Source organism: Frigoribacterium sp. 9N (assembly GCF_902506305.1).
Lineage (GTDB): Bacteria > Actinomycetota > Actinomycetes > Actinomycetales > Microbacteriaceae > Frigoribacterium.
On record NZ_LR733392.1, the window covers coordinates 2,489,813 to 2,503,802 of the forward strand.

Here is a 13,990-nt window from a genome sequence, read left to right on the forward strand (position 1 = left end):
CATGCGTGGGACGCCCGAAAGAGCACCGGTGAGTCCCTTTCACTCGTTCGGGCTAAGATCGGGCGACCAGAGACCCCGAACCTGGAGACCCATGGGACTGCTCGACAACTTCGAACGCGGGCTGGAGCGCGCCGTCAACGGCGCCTTCGCCAAGACGTTCCGTTCGGGCGTGCAACCACTCGAGATCACGAACGCGCTGCGCCGTGAGCTCGACACCAAGGCCGCGGTGGTCTCGCGTGACCGCATCCTCGTGCCCAACGAGCTCCAGGTGCGCCTCGCCCCCATCGACTACGAGAAGATGTCCGGCATCGGTCCGGCCCTGATCGACGAGCTCACGCAGCTCACCCAGCGGCACGCCACCGCCCAGGGGTACCAGTTCGCCGGGCCCCTCGGCATCCGCCTCCGCGAGGACGACTCGCTGAGCGTCGGCATCATGTCGGTCGACTCGCGCAACCTGCGCGGCGAGGTGCAGTGGAAGCCGTTCGTCGAGATCGACGGCAAGCGCCGTGAGCTCAGCGGTGCCCGCACGATCATCGGCCGCGGCAGCGACGCCGACATCACCGTTCAAGACACCGGTACCTCCCGTCAGCACGTCGAGATCCTGTGGGACGGGTCACGTGCCCAGGTCCGCGACCTCGGCTCGACGAACGGCTCGAAGCTCAACGGCAACCCCCTCACCAAGGCGCCGCTGCAGCCCGATTCGGTGATCCAGATCGGTCGTACGCGTATCGTGTTCCGCGTGCTCCCCCAGTCATCGACGCCCGACCCCTTCGACGGGCCCGACTCCACGGGTGGCCGACGATGACCTCAGCCCTCACCCTGCTGGTGCTCCACTTCGGCTTCCTGGCCGTCCTGTGGCTGTTCGTCTTCGTGATCGTGTTCGCGCTGCGGAGCGACCTCTTCGGGCAGCGGGCGCGCAAGATGCCCGCCGACGCCTCACCCGGCAAGGCGAGCGCGACCGCCACCGCGCCTCCTGCCCCCGCCCCGCGTCCCGCGCCCGCCGCGCCGGCACCGACGCCTCAGGGTGACGGGCGCGCCACGCGCCTGGTCATCACCAAGGGCGCCAAGGCCGGCCTCGAGATGCCCCTCGGCGACGGGCCGCTCACCATCGGGCGGTCCCAAGAGAGCAACCTCGTGATCCGCGACGACTACACCTCGACCCACCACGCGCGCCTCATGCTCTGGAACGGCCGCTGGGTCGTGCAAGACCTCGACTCCACCAACGGCACGTTCCTCGCCGGTGAGCGCGTGTCGGTCCCCACCCCCGTGCCCACGGGCGCGACCGTGACGATCGGGCAGACGAGCTTCGAGCTCCGGCGGTAGGCCCTCATGACGACGCACGCCAAGAGTGCCGCTCTGTCCAACGTGGGCAAGATCCGGTCCAACAACCAAGACAGCGGCTACGCCGGCACGCAGCTCTTCGTCGTCGCCGACGGCATGGGCGGGCACGCGGGCGGCGACGTGGCCTCGGCCATCGCGATCCGACGGATCCGCGAGACCGACCGCGTCTACACCTCGCCGGGTGACGCCGAGTTCGCACTGCAGTCGTCGTTGATCGCCGCGAACCAGTTGCTGGCCGAGACCGTCTTCGAGCACCAAGAACTCACGGGCATGGGCACCACCGTCAGCGCCATGCTGCGCGTCGGTGACAGCATGGCGATCGCCCACATCGGCGACTCGCGCATCTACCTGTTCCGCGAGGGCGAGCTCAGCCAGATCACCGCCGACCACACCTTCGTGCAGCGCCTGGTCGACAGCGGTCGCATCACGCCAGAAGAAGCGGCGGTGCACCCGCGACGCAGCGTGCTGATGCGCGTGCTCGGCGACGTCGACGCGGCACCCGAGATCGACACGGCGACCCTCGGCACGCAGCCCGGCGACCGCTGGCTGATCTGCTCGGACGGCCTCAGCAGCTACCTCGCCGAGGAGCGCATCAAGAAGGCCATGGCCATGGGCCTCGACGCCGAGCAGACGGCCCGGCGCCTCGTGAAGGAGACCCTCGACCACGGCGCCCCCGACAACGTGACCGTCGTCATCGTCGACGTCGACGAGTCGGGCGACTCGGCACTCGACGAACCCGTCACGGTCGGGTCGGCCGCCGCACCCCTCAGCTTCGACAGCGACGTCGGGCGCAAGCAGCTCCGTCTGCCGACGATCCTGCTGCACCCGCTCAAGGTCGCCACGACGCCGGAAGACAGCCACTTCGAGCCCGAGAGCGACGAGTACCTCGCCGAGCTCATCGCCGAAGACAAACGTCGCCGTCGCCGTCGCCGCATCACCTGGCTGACCGCCCTCGTCGTGGCGATCGCCGCGCTCGTCGCCGGGCTCGTGCTGACCTACCAGTGGACGCAAGACCACTACTACGTGGGCGAAGAGCGCGGCACGGTCGTCATCTACAAGGGCGTGCAACAGAGCCTCGGGCCCATCGGCCTCTCGAGCGTCTACGAGACCACCGACGTCCAGGTCGACGACCTGCCGAACTACACGCAGACCACCGTGGAGGACACCATCAACGCCGGTTCCCTCGCGGACGCCAGGGCCATCGTCGAGAGGTTGGCCGATGCCAGCAACCCCTGACGCACCCGGTGGTGACGCGACCGAGGTCATCGGTCGCGTAGGAGGCGCGCGCAAGCCGTCCGCGAAGGCCTCGCGTCCCACGAACATGACGCAGGCGATCTCGCTGCGCCTGCGCGAACCCGCGCGCCTCCGCAACCTCGAACTGCTCATGCTGCTGATCGCCTGCGGCGTCGCCGCCGGAGCGATGGTGCTGGTCCAGCTCGGTGCGACCGGCGAGGTCGACCCGACCGTGCTGATCGCCGGCTCGATGGTGCTCGGCCTGGCCCTGATCTTCCACGTCGTCCTGCGGGTCGTCGCCCGCGAGGCCGACCCGTTCGTCATGCCGATCGCCGTCACCCTGAACGGCATCGGCATCGCGATGATCTACCGCCTCGACCTGGCCGAGGGGCGTGAGGGCTGGGGCGCGCTGGGCATCAAGCAGATGGTCTGGACCGTCCTCGCGATGGTGATCGCCCTCGCCGTGCTTCTCGTGATCCGCAACTACCGGGTGCTCTCGCGGTACCGCTACATCGCGATGTTCGTGTCGATCGTGCTGCTGCTGCTGCCCCTCCTGCCGGGCATCGGCCGCGAGGGGCTGAACGCCCGCGTGTGGATCGACATCGGACCGTTCTCGTTCCAGCCGGGCGAGATCGCCAAGATCACGCTGGCCATCTTCTTCGCCGGCTACCTCGTCACCGCCCGCGACAACCTCTCGCTCATGGGGCCGAAGATCCTGGGCATGCGGTTCCCGCGACCACGCGACCTCGGGCCGATCCTCATCGTCTGGCTCGTCGCCATGGGCGTCCTGATCTTCCAGCGCGACCTCGGCACCTCGTTGCTCTACTTCGGGTTGTTCCTCGTCATGATCTACGTGGGCACGGGGCGCGCGAGCTGGATCGTGCTCGGCGTCGGCCTCTTCCTCGGAGGGGCCCTGATCGCCAGCACCTTCCTGGGGTACGTGCAGGGCCGTTTCGCCGCTTGGCTCAACCCCTTCGCCCAGTCCGAGTACGACGCCGTCGGCGGGTCGTTCCAGCTCGTCCAAGGCCTGTTCGGCCTGGCGAACGGCGGACTGATCGGCACGGGGCTGGGTCAGGGCCGTCCGCAGACCACCCCGCTCGCCGAGAGCGACTACATCTTCGCGTCGCTCGGCGAAGAACTCGGCCTCACCGGGCTCTTCGCCATCTTGGCGCTCTACCTCCTGCTCGTCTCCCGCGGGTTCCGCATCGGCTTCGTGGGTCAGGACGACTTCGGTCGCATGCTCGGGGTCGGCGTCGCCTTCGTCGTGGCCCTGCAGGTCTTCGTGGTCATGGGTGGCGTGACGAGGGTGATCCCGCTCACGGGCCTGACCGCTCCCTTCCTCGCCGCGGGCGGCTCGTCGCTCGTGGCCAACTGGATCATCGTGGCCCTGCTGTTGCGACTGTCCGACTCCGTGCGCAACCAACCGAGGCTGGTGATCGGCTGATGAACAAAGAACTCCGACGCGTGAGCTACGTGGTGCTCGCCATGTTCGTCGCGCTCTTCCTCTCGACGACCTACATCACGGCGTTCCAGGCCGACGCGCTGAACGCCGACTCGCGCAACTCGCGAGCGCTGCTCGCCAGCTACTCGGCGCAGCGCGGCCCCATCCTGGTCGGCGGCCAGGCGATCGCGCAGTCGACCCCCGTCGACGACCAGTACGAGTTCCAGCGCACCTACTCGCAGCCCGACCTCTACGCACCCGTCGCCGGCTACTACACGCTGGGTCAGGGGTCCCGAGGCATCGAGGACGCCATGAACCGGTACCTCACGGGCAACGCGAACTCGCAGTTCTTCGACCAGGTCAACTCGCTGCTCACGGGTCAGGACCCCGAGGGGGCCACGGTCAACCTCACCCTCGACCCCACCGTCCAGCAGGCGGCCTACGACGCCCTCGGCTCGAACTCGGGCTCGGTCGTCGCGATGGACCCGAAGACCGGCAAGATCCTCGCGATGGTCTCGAAGCCAAGCTACGACCCCAACCCGCTCGCCAGCCACGACCGTCAGACCGTCACCGACGCCTACGACTCGCTGATCGCCGACCCCTCGGCTCCGCTGCAGAACCGGGCGATCCAGGGCGACCTGTACGCACCGGGGTCGACCTTCAAGCTGATCACGACGGCGGCTGCGCTCGAGAGCGGCGACTACACGCCCGACAGCGCCTTCCCCAACCCGTCGACCCTGACGCTGCCCGGCACCAGCACGAACATCAACAACGCCGAGGGCGGGAGCTGCGGCGGCGGCGAGACGGCCACCATCGCGACGGCCCTCCGCCTGTCGTGCAACATCCCCATGGCGCAACTCGGCCAGGCCCTCGGTGCCAAGGCCCTGCAAGAGCAGGCCGAGAAGTTCGGCTTCGGCGACGACTCCATCGGCGTCCCCCAGGCCGTCACGCCGAGCCAGTTCCCCATCGAGGACTCCAAGGGCCAGGCCATCAACGACGCCACCCTCATGCTGCAGTCCTTCGGGCAGGGCTCCGACCGCGTGACGCCCCTGCAGATGGCCATGGTCTCGTCCGCCATCGCCAACGGCGGCACCGAGATGAACCCGACCTTGATCGAGAGCGTCCTGAACCCCGACCTGAGCCCTGTCGAGGATTTCTCGCCCTCCGAGTACGGCAAGCCCATCAGCTCCCAGACTGCGGCCACGATGACCGACATGATGGTGCAGGACGTCGCGAACGGTGCGGCGAGCAATGCAAGAATTGACGGCGTCGACGTCGCCGGCAAGACAGGAACGGCCGAGAACGGCCCCGGCGAGCCGTACACCCTCTGGTTCACCGGGTTCGCGCCTGCTGCTGACCCCGAGGTCGCGGTCGCGGTCGTCGTCGAGAACGGCGGCGGACAGGGCCAGTCCGCATTCGGCAACAGTGTCGCGTCACCGATCGCGAAGAAAGTACTAGAGGCGGTGCTGAACAAATGAGACCATCCGGCGGAGTCACCTTCGGTGGGCGTTACCAGCTGTCGACCCGAGTCGCCATCGGCGGCATGGGCGAGGTCTGGGAAGCCACCGACCTCGTCATCGGCCGCACGGTCGCCATCAAGATCCTCAAGGACGAGTACCTGGGTGATCCCGGATTCCTCGAGCGCTTCCGCGCCGAGGCCCGTCACGCGGCCCTGGTCAACCACGAGGGCATCGCGAACGTCTTCGACTACGGCGAAGAAGAGGGCAGCGCCTACCTGGTGATGGAGCTCGTCCCCGGCGAGGCCATGTCGACGGTCCTCGAACGCGACCGCGTCCTGCCGACCGACAAGGTCCTCGACATCGTCGCGCAGACCGCTTCGGCCCTCCAGGCCGCCCACGCCGCAGGTCTCGTGCACCGCGACATCAAGCCCGGCAACCTGCTCGTCACCCCGGACGGCCGGGTGAAGATCACCGACTTCGGCATCGCGCGCATCGCCGACCAGGTTCCGCTGACGGCCACGGGCCAGGTCATGGGCACCGTGCAGTACCTCTCGCCCGAGCAGGCGAGCGGCCACCCGGCGTCCCCCAGCACCGACATCTACTCGCTCGGCATCGTCGCCTACGAGGCCCTGGCCGGTCGTCGACCCTTCACGGGCGAGTCCCAGGTCGCCATCGCGATGGCACAGATCAACGAACAGCCGCCCGACCTCCCGTCGACGGTCTCCGAACCCGTGCGTCGTCTCGTCCTGTCCTGCATCGCCAAGAAGCCGGGCGAACGGCCGGCGACGGCCTCGGCCCTCGCCCAGGCCGCTCGGGCCCTCCGACGCGGCGACGTGGCCGCGGCGACCGTCGCCGTCCCGGCGATCGGCGCCGTCGCCGCCACGCCCGCCGACACGGCGACCCAGGCCTTCAACGCCCAGGACGCCACGACGCAACTGTTCGATCCGATGGCCACCCGGGCCCAGAGCGCCGCCGGCGGTGCTGCCGCGGGCTACGTGGCCGGTTCGGCCGATCCCGACGCCCTGCGCGACGGCGACGACGAACCCGACGAGAAGAAGCGCAGTCCGTGGTTCTGGCCGCTGATCGTCCTCGCCGTCCTGGCCGTCATCGCCCTCGTCGTCGGCATCGTCTTCGCGGTCGGCAACACCGACGATCCCGCACCCGCGCCGACGACCTCGAGCAGCACGCCGACGCCGACCCGGACGACTCCGACGCCCACCCCGACCCCGACGTCCGTGACGGTGTCCTCGGGCGACTACGTGGGGCTGACCGAGGCCGCTGCCCGCGCCTCCCTCGAAGAACTCGGCCTGCAGGTCGACTCGGCCGACGCCGGGTCGAGCGCTCCGAGCCCCGACCAGGTCGGCACCGTCGCCAGCATCGACCCGACGGGTGCCCTCGAGAAGGGCTCGTCGGTGACGATCTACATCTACCGCGCGGCCCCGACCCCTGCCCAGCCCTCGACGCCCACCGCCACCCCGGGCCAGATCGAGGCCGGCGACACCGCCACCATCAACTGGCCCGCCTACACGGGGTGCCCGACAGGTTACTCGCTGACGGGCTACTCGTACACGATCACCGGCGGGACCGACACCTCGGGTCAGTCGGCCGGGGGCCTCGGTGCCAACGCGACGTCCCTCACGGTGACCGCCTCGGCCGCCGGCAACCTCACGGTCAGCTACGTGGCCAACTGCGGTCAGATCGCGTCCGAGCCGTCGCCGGGAGTCACCATCACGGTGACGGCCCCGGCCACGTCGCCGGCCCCGAGCCCCTCGGAGGGCACCGACCCTCAGTAGGTCCGATGGTGACCCCGGTCGTGCAGACGACCGGGGTCACGAAGCCCTGACAATCATCCCTTCGGCCTAGGTCCGTACCCAGTCCGGGGGCTACCGCCCCGGTACACTGGCTCCGACCGTGTCGCCAGACAGGGGTGGGTCGTTGGGAGAACAGGCGTGGCTGAAGGTGTGAGAGAGAGCATCCATCTCCTCGCCAACCGGTACCAGATCGGTGACCTGATCGGCCGCGGTGGCATGGCCGACGTCCACGTCGGCACCGACGCCCGACTCGGCCGCAAGATCGCCGTCAAGCTGATGAAGCCCAGCCTCGCGACCGATCCGGCCTTCCGGTCGAGGTTCCGCCAAGAGGCCCAGGCCGCCGCCCGCATGGCCCACCCGACCATCGTCCGGGTCTTCGACGCCGGCGAGGAGGTCGTCCGCGACCGCCGCGGGCTCGACGTGGTCGTCCCCTTCATCGTCATGGAGTACGTCGAGGGGCGTCTGCTCAAGGACATCGTCGCCGAAGGCCCACTCGACCCAGACGAGGCCGTGCGGGTCACCTCGGGCGTGCTGACGGCCCTCGAGTACTCGCACCGGGCGGGCGTGGTCCACCGCGACATCAAGCCCGGCAACGTCATGTTGACCAACTCGGGCCAGGTCAAGGTGATGGACTTCGGCATCGCCCGCGCCATCAGCGACTCGGCGGCCACCGTCGCGCAGACGACGGCCATCCTCGGCACCGCGCAGTACTTCAGCCCCGAGCAGGCGCGCGGCGAGACCGTCGACGCCCGCACCGACCTCTACTCGACCGGCGTCATGCTCTTCGAGTTGCTCACGGGCAAGCCGCCCTTCACCGGCGACAGCGCCGTCGCGGTCGCCTACCGTCACGTCAGCGAGCCTCCCGTCCCCCCGAGCACGCTCGAGCGACAGGTCAGTCCGGCGCTCGACGCCGTCGTCCTGCACGCGCTCACCAAAGACCGCTTCGACCGCTTCCAGAGCGCCGCCGAGTTCCGCGACGACCTCGAAGCCGCGGGCGCCGGTCGTGCTCCGGCCCGCCGGCCGCACGCTGTCGACGCCGGCTCCACGCTCTTCGGCGTCAACCCGCACGCGAATGCGGGCAGCGAGGCCGCGCTGAAAGAACTGCAGTCGGACGACACCGGACGGCCCCAACGAACGCAGACCCGGCCGCCCGTCGCCTGGATCTGGGCGGGCATCGTGCTCGTGGCCGTCGTCATCGTCGCCGTCGTCTTCTGGGTGGTCAACCTGACGCCTCCCACCGTCGACAACGCCCAGTCGTCCCGCATCCCCGACCTCGTCGGGGTCAGCTTCGAGACCGGATCCGCCCGCCTCGACGACCTGGGCCTGACGGTCGTCCGTGCCGACGCCACCAGCCCGACGATCGACGCCGGCGACATCGTGTCGACCGATCCGGAGCCCGGCACGTCCGTCCCGAAAGAATTCGCCGTCACGGTGACCGTCTCGTCGGGGCCCCAACTCGTCGCCATGCCGTCGGTCACCGGTCAGACCGTCGACGCCGCTTGGCAGGCCATCACCGATGCTGGTCTCGAACGGGGCCAGCAGAGCTCCGACTACTCGCCCACCGTTCCCGAGGGGTCCGTCCTCTCGTCCGATCCGGCAGCGGCTGCGCAGGTCGCCCTCGGCTCGGGTGTCGACATCGTGGTGTCCAACGGTCTCGTGCAGCTTCCCGACGTCACCCGCCAGCCCTCAGAAGAAGCCATCACGACCCTGCGCGACCAGCTCGGTCTGGCGGTCACCCCGCAGGCCGACCCCGGCTGCACCGGTGAGACGGTGTCGGGCATGAGCGTCCCGCCCGGCGACGTGGCTCAGGGCTCGGCGGTCACCCTGCGCATCTGCACCGGCTGAGCCCTCGCAAAAGCCACGGAGGGACGCCGAGGTCCGACGAAGCCAGTTCGACGCTCGGAGCGAGACGCCGGGAGCACGACGCTCGGACTTCGACGTACGGACGACGGGCTCGGACGTTCAGCCCAGGTCGACGAGCGGGTCGAGCCCCCGGGCCGTCACGGCTGCCCCCGGCAAGCCGGCGACCGACAACCAGTTGCCGATCATCTGGTAGCCGCCCTGGGTCAGCACCGACTCGGGGTGGAACTGCACGCCGTAGACCGGCGCGGAACGGTGCTGGAGGCCCATGATGACGCCGCCCGTGGTGCGCGAGGTCACCTCGAGCGTCTCGGGCACCGTCTCGTCCACCACGGCGAGCGAGTGGTACCGCGTCGCGGTGAACGGCTGCGGGACCCCGTCGTAGAACGCGCTGTCGTCGTGTTCGACCTTCGACGTCTTGCCGTGCATCAGTTCGTCGGCGTGCGTCACGGTGGCCCCCAGCGCCTCGGCGATGGCCTGGTGCCCGAGGCAGACGCCCAGCAGCGGCTTGTCGGCCGCCAGGGCGGCGTGCACGACGTCGATGGAGACGCCGGCGGCCGCGGGGGTCCCCGGGCCGGGCGACAGCAGCACGGCGTCGTACTCGGCGATGCGGTCGGCGGTGTCGGCCGCGTCGAACGCGTCGTTGCGGACGACGTCCGTCTCGGCGCCCAACTGCTGGAGGTACCCGTTCAGCGTGTAGACGAAGCTGTCGTAGTTGTCGAGGACGAGGATGCGCGTCATGGTTGCTCCACGGTGACGTCGGGGGTGGGCAGGAGTTCGTTGACGTAGGGGAAGACCCACTCGACGAGGGCGAACAGCACGGCGGCGATCAGGACGAGCACGAGCACGAGCCTGACCCACCAGGGTCCGGGCAGGATGCGCCAGAGGGCGGCGTACAAAGTCAGCCTCCGATCCCGGCAGCGGCGAGCTCGGCGGGTGCGCCGGCCGACAGCGGCTGCCACGAGTCGAACACACCGTAGGCGACGATGCGTTCTTGGGCGGTGAACATCGGATTGCAACTGGTCAGGGTGATCAGGCGGTCGCCCGAGGTCGCCGACACGTCGGGAGCGTCGGGCACCTGCTGCAGCACCGAGACCTGCGTGGCCTGGACGTACTGCAGGTTGCGGAACGAGTACGTGAACCAGCCGTCCTGGGTCTGGACGTACATCTTGTCGCCCTCTTGCAGGTCGGCGATCTCGTTGAACGGCGCCCCGTAGGTGGTCCGGTGGGCGGCGATCCCGAAGTTGCCGACCTGGCCGGGCATCTGCGTCTCGTCGTAGTGGCCGATGCCGATCTTGTTGAGGGTTCGCACGGTGCTCGTCCCCCCGGCGATCGGGACCGCGTAGTCGGCTCCGAACCGTGGGACGTAGAAGTTGGCGAACTCCTCGGCCTCGCCGGGCGCCGCCCCCACGGGCGGCTCACCGTACGAGCCGTCGGACGACGGCTCGGGGGCCGCAGTCGCCGCCTGGTCGAACTGCTCGCTCAGCCGTGCCGCCTCGCCCTTGTGGGCGTCGGCGACGACGAGGTCGTTGAACCACTGCTGCCACCCGATGAAGAGCAGCACCAGCACGCCGGCCGTGATGAGCAGTTCTCCGAGGACGCTGACGAAGGAGGCGCGGGATCGACGGCGACGCTTCGTGCGTCTCGAGAGCTGGGCCTCGCCCCCGTGGTCCGTCATGACTCGATTCTAGGCGGGCTCCGCTCCCCCGGAGACTGTGGGGACCACCGGTGGACAACGTGTGGAGAGCATGTGGAGAACGCGGGCGTACCCGGGGACGGACGCGGCGACCCTCCCAGGACCGAAAAGGGCCTCACGGTACACTGTGCGCCATGGCCAAAGACACGAACCGCAGCACGAAGCCCGCCCGCACCGCAGAGGACGCGCCGAACCCCGTGTGGTTCAAGCCGGTCATGTTCGGCTTCATGCTCGTCGGTCTCGCCTGGATCGTGGTGTTCTACGTCAGCCAGAGCACCCTCCCGGTGGCTTCGCTCGGCTCGTGGAACATCTTGGTCGGCTTCGGGATCATGTTCATCGGGTTCTTGATGACCACCCGGTGGCGCTAGAACGCACCTTCGAACTTACACGCCTGTAACTATCCCCATTGTGGGAAACCCTGTGGATAACTTTCCTGTGGATAACTCGGGCGGGTGAGATCGCGTCGGCCGACGAGAAGAGGCGGCTCCCCGATGGGGAGCCGCCTCTCGTCGTTCACCGTCCGCGTGGTCTAGAACAGCCCGACCAGCTGGGCCGATCTGGCCAGGAGCACCGCGACGACGATCACGCCGATCGCGACGAGCACCGCGATCTGCACGGCGTGCTTCGACCGGTGACGGGTCTTCGAGAACAGGAACGCTATCGCCCCGCCCACGACGATGCCCCCGAGGTGAGCCTGCCACGCGATGCCGGGCACGATGAACCCGATCGCGAGGTTGATGCCGACCAGCACCAGGAGCTGGATGCTGCGACCACCGAGGCTGCGGGCGATGACGAAGAACGCCGCCATGAGGCCGAAGATGGCCCCGGAGGCACCGACCACGAAGCTTCCCGGCGCCAGGAGGGCGACAGCGGCCGAGCCGCCGATCCCCGAGAGGAAGTAGAGGGCGGCGAACCGACCTCGCCCCAACTGACGTTCGAGTTCTGCCCCGAAGATGTACAGCGAGTACATGTTGAAGAGGATGTGCAGGATGCTCCCGTGAACGAACATCGTCGTGACGGCGCGCCAGGGCTGCACGATCTCGAGCGGCGGGTAGAACGCCAGGGCCCGGGTGACCACGCCGTTGCCCGTACCGGTCACGAGCTGCAAGAGGAACACCGCGACGGTCACGCCGATGATGCCGTAGGTGACGACGGGGGCGCCTCGCCGAGACGCGCTACGGACCCGACCGACCACCTGCGGTTGGAGGCGCGGTGCGTTGCCCCGCGCCTCCTTCACGCACTCCGGGCAGTGGACCCCCACCGCGGCGGGCGTCTGGCACTCGCCACAGATGGTGCGACCGCACCTCTGGCAGAGGACGAAGCTCTGCCGGTCGGGGTGCCGATAGCAGAAGTTCGAGCGGTCGTGCGGATCGGTCACCTAGACCTCGTCGATGGTGACGCTCTCGAGCACCACGTCCTCGAGGGGCTTGTCGCGAGCGTCGGTCTTGACGGCCTCGATCGCGTCGACGACCTTCTTGGACTCGTCGTCGGCGACCTCGCCGAAGATGGTGTGCTTGCCCTGCAGCCACGGGGTCGGAACCGTCGTGATGAAGAACTGCGAACCGTTGGTGCCCTTGCCGCCGCGCGAGCCGGCGTTGGCCATCGCGAAGATGTAGGGGGCGTTGAAGTTCAGCTCGGGGTGGATCTCGTCGTCGAACTGGTAGCCGGGCCCGCCGACGCCCTGGCCGAGCGGGTCGCCGCCCTGCAGCATGAAGTCCTTGATGATGCGGTGGAAGACGACGCCGTCGTAGAGCTTGTCGGTGCTGACCTTGCCGGTGGCCGGGTGGGTCCACTCTTTGGTGCCGGTGGCGAGACCGACGAAGTTGGCGACGGTCTTCGGGGCGTGGTCGCCGAAGAGGTTCACCTTGATGGTGCCGTGGTTGGTGGTGAGGGTGGCGACAGCGGTGTGCGTTGACATGTCGTCATTCTTCCACAGCCACCTCTACGCACCAGCGACTCCCCAGTCACCGTTCCGTGACCTGTCAGGAACCTCCGTGCCACACTGGGACGGGCCAGCAACTCTGGCTCCACTGCCTACTCGTTGGAGGAACGTTCATGGCCCTGTCACGCAAGCAGAAGAAAGAACTCAAGAAGTTCAAGAAGCACGCTGTGGCGGTGTGGGGTGAGCAGCGCGGCGTGATCGACCACGCCGGCAAGGTCATCGGCGGCTACCGCGACGACGCCGTCAAGATCGCGAACAAGAAGGTCGTCCCCCAGATCAAGCACGCGGTGGACTCGAACGTCCGCCCCGTGGTCTCGCAGGGCCTCTCGACCGGCTCGCACTACGCGTCGGTCGCTCAGGACCGCCTGAAGCACGACGTCTACCCGGCGTTCTCGTCGGCTCTCGGCAACCTCGACCTCGCGAACGACCCGAAGGTCGCGAAGGCCGTGAAGAACGCCAAGAAGCAGGGCAAGAAGGCCGCGGCGAAGTACGTGCCGCGCCAGCAGAAGTCGGGCCCCGGCGTCGGCGGCGTCCTGCTGATCGGCGTGGGCGTCATCGCTCTCGGTGCCCTCGTGTTCGCGGCCGTGCAGACGCTCCGTGCCGACGACGAGCTCTGGGTCGCCGACGACGACGCCGACACCAAGGCGTAGTCCCCCACACCCCCACGTAGGGCCCGCCTCCCCGGAGGCGGGCCCTTCGTCGTCCCTACCCCCGACGACTGCAGCATTCGACGCTGATCCGGCCCTAGCCCCAGCACCAACACCAACACCAACACCAACACAGACACTGCCTAAGGCCCAACATTGCACGCACGTCGGCGAAGCCGACACGGGCCCGGAGGGCCCCCAGACCAGCACAAGAGAATTGCCCCTGTCCGCTGACGGAGTCAGCGGACAGGGGCAAGGCAATCCAGTGGAGCCTGGGAGAATCGAACTCCCGACATCCTGCTTGCAAAGCAGGCGCTCTACCAACTGAGCTAAGGCCCCGACCCCCCGGTCACCGGGGGAACGAGCACGATCTCACCACCCTGCGCGTCAGGAGACGCGCGTGATGTGAGACCGGTACTGCGTGGGGCTAATAGGACTTGAACCTATGACCTCTTCGTTATCAGCGAAGCGCTCTAACCGCCTGAGCTATAGCCCCCGGACCGTCGTAAAGCCTACAGCACCACGACGGCGAACTCGAATCGGCGGGTTCAACCGACTC

At 68.6% G+C, this 13,990-nt stretch carries 14 protein-coding genes and 2 tRNA genes; 9 read left to right on the top strand and 7 right to left on the bottom strand.

Annotation, left to right across the window (positions count from 1 at the left end):
- Positions 1-91 precede the first annotated feature (91 nt).
- The 7 genes from ARTHRO9V_RS14855 to pknB all read left to right on the top strand — a co-directional run bounded on the left by ARTHRO9V_RS14855 (position 92) and on the right by pknB (position 9,131).
- On the top strand, positions 92-805 hold the full coding sequence (locus tag ARTHRO9V_RS14855; RefSeq protein ID WP_043595272.1) for a DUF3662 and FHA domain-containing protein: 714 nt from the start codon (positions 92-94) through the stop codon (positions 803-805).
- On the top strand, positions 802-1,323 hold the full coding sequence (locus ARTHRO9V_RS14860; protein ID WP_159828360.1) for an FHA domain-containing protein: 522 nt from the start codon (positions 802-804) through the stop codon (positions 1,321-1,323). Before ARTHRO9V_RS14855 ends, ARTHRO9V_RS14860 begins: the two co-directional genes overlap by 4 nt.
- A 6-nt stretch (positions 1,324-1,329) precedes the next feature.
- Positions 1,330-2,577: a PP2C family serine/threonine-protein phosphatase gene (locus ARTHRO9V_RS14865; protein ID WP_056044202.1), complete on the top strand. Its 1,248-nt coding sequence runs from the start codon at positions 1,330-1,332 to the stop codon at positions 2,575-2,577.
- Positions 2,578-2,662: 85 nt separating this feature from the next.
- Entirely contained in the window at positions 2,663-4,018 is a 1,356-nt protein-coding gene (locus ARTHRO9V_RS14870; RefSeq protein WP_043595278.1) for an FtsW/RodA/SpoVE family cell cycle protein, read from the top strand.
- On the top strand, positions 4,018-5,493 hold the full coding sequence (locus tag ARTHRO9V_RS14875; protein ID WP_159828363.1) for a penicillin-binding protein 2: 1,476 nt from the start codon (positions 4,018-4,020) through the stop codon (positions 5,491-5,493). Before ARTHRO9V_RS14870 ends, ARTHRO9V_RS14875 begins: the two co-directional genes overlap by 1 nt.
- Entirely contained in the window at positions 5,490-7,268 is a 1,779-nt protein-coding gene (locus ARTHRO9V_RS14880; protein ID WP_056044207.1) for a protein kinase domain-containing protein, read from the top strand. The genes ARTHRO9V_RS14875 and ARTHRO9V_RS14880 overlap by 4 nt, the downstream gene beginning before the upstream one ends.
- Before the next feature lie 156 nt (positions 7,269-7,424).
- Positions 7,425-9,131, top strand: a complete 1,707-nt coding sequence (pknB, locus tag ARTHRO9V_RS14885; RefSeq protein WP_123571113.1) for a Stk1 family PASTA domain-containing Ser/Thr kinase — start codon at positions 7,425-7,427, stop codon at positions 9,129-9,131.
- A gap of 117 nt (positions 9,132-9,248) precedes the next feature.
- Here pknB and ARTHRO9V_RS14890 read toward each other — a convergent pair whose 3' ends face one another.
- The 3 genes from ARTHRO9V_RS14890 to ARTHRO9V_RS14900 are packed head-to-tail and all read right to left on the bottom strand — an operon-like array spanning position 9,249 to position 10,824.
- A complete protein-coding gene (locus ARTHRO9V_RS14890; RefSeq protein WP_123571112.1) occupies positions 9,249-9,887 on the bottom strand; it encodes an aminodeoxychorismate/anthranilate synthase component II in 639 nt (212 codons plus the stop codon).
- Complete coding sequence (locus ARTHRO9V_RS14895) at positions 9,884-10,045, bottom strand: hypothetical protein (RefSeq protein WP_173154031.1); 162 nt, start codon at positions 10,043-10,045, stop codon at positions 9,884-9,886. The genes ARTHRO9V_RS14890 and ARTHRO9V_RS14895 overlap by 4 nt, the downstream gene beginning before the upstream one ends.
- A 2-nt stretch (positions 10,046-10,047) precedes the next feature.
- A complete protein-coding gene (locus ARTHRO9V_RS14900; protein ID WP_159828366.1) occupies positions 10,048-10,824 on the bottom strand; it encodes a class E sortase in 777 nt (258 codons plus the stop codon).
- 152 nt (positions 10,825-10,976) lie between these two features.
- Here ARTHRO9V_RS14900 and ARTHRO9V_RS14905 point away from each other — a divergent pair, with 152 nt between their 5' ends.
- Entirely contained in the window at positions 10,977-11,210 is a 234-nt protein-coding gene (locus tag ARTHRO9V_RS14905) for a cell division protein CrgA (RefSeq protein WP_043595289.1), read from the top strand.
- Between the two features lie 161 nt (positions 11,211-11,371).
- On the opposite strand, the gene ARTHRO9V_RS14910 is transcribed toward ARTHRO9V_RS14905, so the two are convergent.
- Both ARTHRO9V_RS14910 and ARTHRO9V_RS14915 read right to left on the bottom strand, forming a co-directional pair.
- The gene (locus tag ARTHRO9V_RS14910) at positions 11,372-12,220 is read right to left on the bottom strand and encodes a rhomboid family intramembrane serine protease (protein WP_159828368.1); all 849 of its coding nucleotides are present in this window, start codon (positions 12,218-12,220) and stop codon (positions 11,372-11,374) included.
- Positions 12,221-12,760 (bottom strand): peptidylprolyl isomerase, encoded by a 540-nt coding sequence (locus ARTHRO9V_RS14915; RefSeq protein WP_056044214.1) that lies wholly within the window; start codon positions 12,758-12,760, stop codon positions 12,221-12,223.
- Positions 12,761-12,897: 137 nt separating this feature from the next.
- Between ARTHRO9V_RS14915 and ARTHRO9V_RS14920 the strand changes: the two genes are divergently transcribed.
- The gene (locus ARTHRO9V_RS14920; RefSeq protein WP_123571109.1) at positions 12,898-13,434 is read left to right on the top strand and encodes a hypothetical protein; all 537 of its coding nucleotides are present in this window, start codon (positions 12,898-12,900) and stop codon (positions 13,432-13,434) included.
- A gap of 263 nt (positions 13,435-13,697) precedes the next feature.
- Here ARTHRO9V_RS14920 and ARTHRO9V_RS14925 read toward each other — a convergent pair.
- Together ARTHRO9V_RS14925 and ARTHRO9V_RS14930 are read right to left on the bottom strand one after the other, a co-directional pair.
- Positions 13,698-13,770, bottom strand: a tRNA-Ala gene (locus ARTHRO9V_RS14925).
- 83 nt (positions 13,771-13,853) lie between these two features.
- Positions 13,854-13,927: transfer RNA gene (locus tag ARTHRO9V_RS14930), tRNA-Ile, on the bottom strand.
- Between the last annotated feature and the right edge of the window lie 63 nt (positions 13,928-13,990).

Bases quoted from the DNA above. Each gene is read 5' to 3' on its own strand.
- ARTHRO9V_RS14900 (WP_159828366.1), bottom strand. From the start codon at position 10,824: ATGACGGACCACGGGGGCGAGGCCCAGCTCTCGAGACGCACGAAGCGT.
- ARTHRO9V_RS14865 (WP_056044202.1), top strand. From the start codon at position 1,330: ATGACGACGCACGCCAAGAGTGCCGCTCTGTCCAACGTGGGCAAGATC.
- ARTHRO9V_RS14870 (WP_043595278.1), top strand. From the start codon at position 2,663: ATGACGCAGGCGATCTCGCTGCGCCTGCGCGAACCCGCGCGCCTCCGC.
- ARTHRO9V_RS14920 (WP_123571109.1), top strand. From the start codon at position 12,898: ATGGCCCTGTCACGCAAGCAGAAGAAAGAACTCAAGAAGTTCAAGAAG.
- ARTHRO9V_RS14890 (WP_123571112.1), bottom strand. From the start codon at position 9,887: ATGACGCGCATCCTCGTCCTCGACAACTACGACAGCTTCGTCTACACG.
- ARTHRO9V_RS14880 (WP_056044207.1), top strand. From the start codon at position 5,490: ATGAGACCATCCGGCGGAGTCACCTTCGGTGGGCGTTACCAGCTGTCG.
- ARTHRO9V_RS14860 (WP_159828360.1), top strand. From the start codon at position 802: ATGACCTCAGCCCTCACCCTGCTGGTGCTCCACTTCGGCTTCCTGGCC.
- ARTHRO9V_RS14915 (WP_056044214.1), bottom strand. From the start codon at position 12,760: ATGTCAACGCACACCGCTGTCGCCACCCTCACCACCAACCACGGCACC.
- ARTHRO9V_RS14905 (WP_043595289.1), top strand. From the start codon at position 10,977: ATGGCCAAAGACACGAACCGCAGCACGAAGCCCGCCCGCACCGCAGAG.
- ARTHRO9V_RS14855 (WP_043595272.1), top strand. From the start codon at position 92: ATGGGACTGCTCGACAACTTCGAACGCGGGCTGGAGCGCGCCGTCAAC.
- ARTHRO9V_RS14875 (WP_159828363.1), top strand. From the start codon at position 4,018: ATGAACAAAGAACTCCGACGCGTGAGCTACGTGGTGCTCGCCATGTTC.